The following is a 3,659-nucleotide window of genomic DNA, read 5'->3' as shown; positions in this document are numbered from 1 at the left end:
CTACCGCGACCATGCCGGCAATGGTTGCTACCACTTCGCCCCGTGTCATGCAGCAGGCGCGATGATAGGTGTTAGGCGGCCATGATGGATTCGCTTTATTTCATCAAGGAGATATGGAATGCCTAACGTTTGTTTTTTTAGTTTCACAGAAGCTGATCGTGAAGTAGTCCTTACCATCAAGGGGCGGGCCGTAAATCCGAATTACGGGGATCTGAATTTTCGTGTTAAAGACCTGTTGAAGCGCTGGAATACTGAGGATGTTGCCGTGATCCGTCAGGCAATTTCAAAAGCCATGGGTGGGACTTCACGAACAATCGTTTTCGTTGGTGAAAGAACGCATCGTAGTCGATGGGTACGTGAAGAGGTTGAAATGACGGTAAGAAATAAAAAGCCCGTTTACGCTATTCGCTTAAACAATACAAACGGAGCTACACCCAAGGTTCTAAAGGACAATAAGATTCAACTATACAACTGGAGCGAGGAGAGGCTTCAAGACCTCGCTACTCGGTGAAGGAGAGGTGCCATGAAGCCTTATTGTTTTGTGCTTATGCCGTTTGGGCGAAAATATGATGAAGCCGGTCGTGTTGTCGAATTTGACGCTGTATATGATCAGATAATTGCTCCTGCAATAGAGGATGCAAGCTTAGAACCTGTAAGAGCTGATGAGGAAATAATTGGCGGCATCATACATAAGCCAATGTTTGAGCGCCTTATGATGTGCGAATATGCCGTAGCGGATCTCACAACCGCAAATGCAAATGTGTTTTATGAGCTAGGGATCAGGCATGGAGTGAGACCATATAGCACTGTGCCTATAGCCGGTAGTGGAATGCGTCTGCCTTTTGATGTGGCACCATTGAGGGCAATCCTTTATGAATTAGACGACTATGGGTTTCCAGAAAATTCCGAGTCAGCAAGAAAGCTATTAAGGGAAAGGCTTGAGGCTTGCCGTGATCCTTCCGACGACAGTCCATTGTATCAGTTATTGACGGATGTTCCGCGGCCTGATCTTCAAAGATTAAAGACAGATTCATTTAGAGATTTGATTGAGTATTCGAAATCCATGAAGGAGCGCTTAAGACGAGCGCGTGAGGAAGGTAGTGGTGCGATTAATGTTATTGAGAAAGAAATTGATGTGATCGATGCTGACCCAGCTATTGTTGTTGATCTGTTGCTTTCTTATAGAGCCGTAAAGGATTGGCAGGGAATGGTGGATTTGGCCGATAAAATGGCGCCACCGCTAAAGCAAACGATCCTTGTGCAGGAACAGTTAGGGTTTGCCTTGAATAGGCTTCAGCTTCACAAAGAATCCGAGCATATATTAACTGAGATTATCGATAAGCATGGGCCAAGCAGCGAAACAAACGGAATTCTAGGTCGGGTATATAAAGACCAATGGGAAAAAGCCAAGGAAAATGAAAGTCCCGCAGCCAGTGCCTATTTGGAAAAGGCTATTGATGCTTACCTGCAAGGCTTTGAGGCGGATTGGAGGGATGCATACCCTGGAATCAACGCGGTAACGCTTATGGAGTGTTCTGATCCTCCTGATCCACGGCGAATTGAGCTCATCCCGGTGGTAGCATACTCGGTAAAGAGGCGATTAGCCAGTAAGAACCCTGATTACTGGGATCATGCGACCGAATTAGAAGTGCATGTTTTGTCCCAAGAGTCTGAAAAGGCTCGAGCTGCTCTAGGAATGGCTTTAGCCACGATTCGAGAAACGTGGGAGCCAGAGACGACTGCAAATAATATAAAAATGATAAGAAACGCACGTGAAAGCAGAGGAATTAACAGTGAATGGATTAAGGATATTGAAAGCACTCTAGAGCAAGCTAAACCTTGACTTACAGTGAAGAGCGCCCCACAAGGGGCTAAAGCCAACTGGTTTTCCGCTGCCGCTCCAAGCCGGCGGTTTAGCCCAGCGCTGAAAAGTTAGCGATCCGAATCACTCATAGTAACCAACTTCTACAGGAGGCACAGATTGCCAAGGCTAGACGAAGTTTTTAAAAAATCCGGTGTTCCGACGCATACTTTCGTTCCGCCATCGGAATACGATCGAGTCGCAGTAGCTTTGCGAACGCCAGGTCGCGGAATAATCGTTGAAGGGCCATCCGGAATCGGGAAAACTTCTTGCATCAAGAGAGCCATTGATGATGTTGGCCTCTCTGATACATGCTTGTTCTTATCTGCCCGGAAACAAACAGACGCTGATTTAATATCAGAGTTGCCAGCGATGAATAACATAGGGACTGTTGTCGTTGATGATTTTCATCGTCTTCCTGATGCGGATAAGCTTAAGCTTACCGATTTCGTCAAGCTTTTGGCCGACGAGGAGGAGCAAGAAAGCAAGATAGTTTTAATAGGAATCAATCGCGCAGGCCAAACCTTGGTTGAATACGCGCCAGATTTGCTTCATCGCGTCGAGACCATTCGTTTTGGAAAGACCAACGTCGAGCGTATCAAGAGCCTTATATCACTTGGTGAAAATGCGCTTAATTGTGATATCTCAATTAGTGACGAAATTGCTGAAGAGGCGGAAGGCAGCTTCGCAATGGCGCAAGTTCTATGTCATGAAGCTTGCCTACAAGGCCGGCTTCATGAAACTTCAAAGGAATCAACACCTAAAGCGATAAACGTCAGCTTGCCCTGCATTCGAGAGTCGGTACTAGGCGATTTGCATCCTAGATTTTTCCCGATCTCACGGGATTTCGCAACTGGAAATAAGCTTCGCCGAGAAGGACGCGCGCCATATCTCAATCTTTTGCGGTGGTTGTCGCAAACTCCAGAGGGAGCCCTCGATACTAGAGAGGCGCTGGCTTCGAATCCGGCTATGAAAGGAAGTGTCGGTCAAGTTATTGATAAAGGTTATCTGCTAACTCTTATTCGGAATAATGAGCAGTTAACATCCCTTTTCCATTTTGAACCTGATACGAGTCTTCTGACTATTGAAGACCCTAAGCTGCTCTACTTTATTAGGCATCTGATTTGGTCTAAGTTTGCGTTGCAGGTGGGATACTTCAGCATAGACTTCAAGAGCCGCTATGATTTTGCTTTGTCATTCGCTGGTGAAAACAGGGATTTAGCCGAGGCTGTTGCGCAGGCACTTGCCGAGCGAGAAATGAGTGTGTTTTATGATAAGCATGAACAGCACAGGATTCTTGCTAACGACGTCGAGGAGTATCTTGCCCCCATATATCGAAGTGAGTCAAGGTTCGTTTTGGCGCTCCTAAGTAAGGATTATCCAAGAAAGCTCTGGACAAAATTTGAGTCAGATAACTTCAAGCACTGGTTCGGGGAAAACGCTGTGGTCCCAATTTGGTATACAGATAATCCTCCAGGGATGTTCGATGAAAGCCGTAGGTTTGGAGGTATAACATTCGATTCGTCGAAGGATCTGTCAGGCCAAGCAAATGAGATAGCTGACACGCTATCACAGATGATGGAAGACGTGCGGGCTAAAGACGCAGAGAGAGCGGATGGCTAACAATCGACTGCTCCGCAACCGACTTTACGTCGCTTCGCGGCTCCAAACTGGCTTGCGAGTCGGGCGTTATATATCAGAATGTCCTCAATGGCCGCTTCTGGCCGGTAGCAGCCGGCCTCAGTAAAGTCCTGTCCTTTGCGTTCTGGCGTGTGACCCCCCAGTGTCAGGATGACTG

3 protein-coding genes are annotated in these 3,659 nt (G+C 46.9%); all 3 read left to right on the top strand.

Going from position 1 to position 3,659, the window contains the following annotated elements:
* The first annotated feature begins 118 nt into the window (after positions 1–118).
* Positions 119–511 carry a TIR domain-containing protein gene (locus Q673_RS35870; protein WP_081711972.1) on the top strand — a complete coding sequence of 131 codons (393 nt, stop codon included), beginning with the start codon at positions 119–121 and terminating at the stop codon, positions 509–511.
* A gap of 12 nt (positions 512–523) precedes the next feature.
* Positions 524–1,843, top strand: a complete 1,320-nt coding sequence (locus Q673_RS35865) for a TRAFs-binding domain-containing protein (protein ID WP_081711971.1) — start codon at positions 524–526, stop codon at positions 1,841–1,843.
* A 138-nt stretch (positions 1,844–1,981) separates the two neighbouring features.
* Entirely contained in the window at positions 1,982–3,484 is a 1,503-nt protein-coding gene (locus Q673_RS35860) for a TIR domain-containing protein (RefSeq protein WP_081711970.1), read from the top strand.
* The last annotated feature ends 175 nt before the right edge of the window (positions 3,485–3,659 follow it).

Origin of the sequence: Halomonas sp. PBN3 (assembly GCF_000475415.1) — a bacterium.
Taxonomy (GTDB): domain Bacteria; phylum Pseudomonadota; class Gammaproteobacteria; order Pseudomonadales; family Halomonadaceae; genus Halomonas; species Halomonas shengliensis.
Note: the sequence above shows the minus strand (reverse complement) of the source record. Positions and strands in the feature narration are given on the sequence as shown.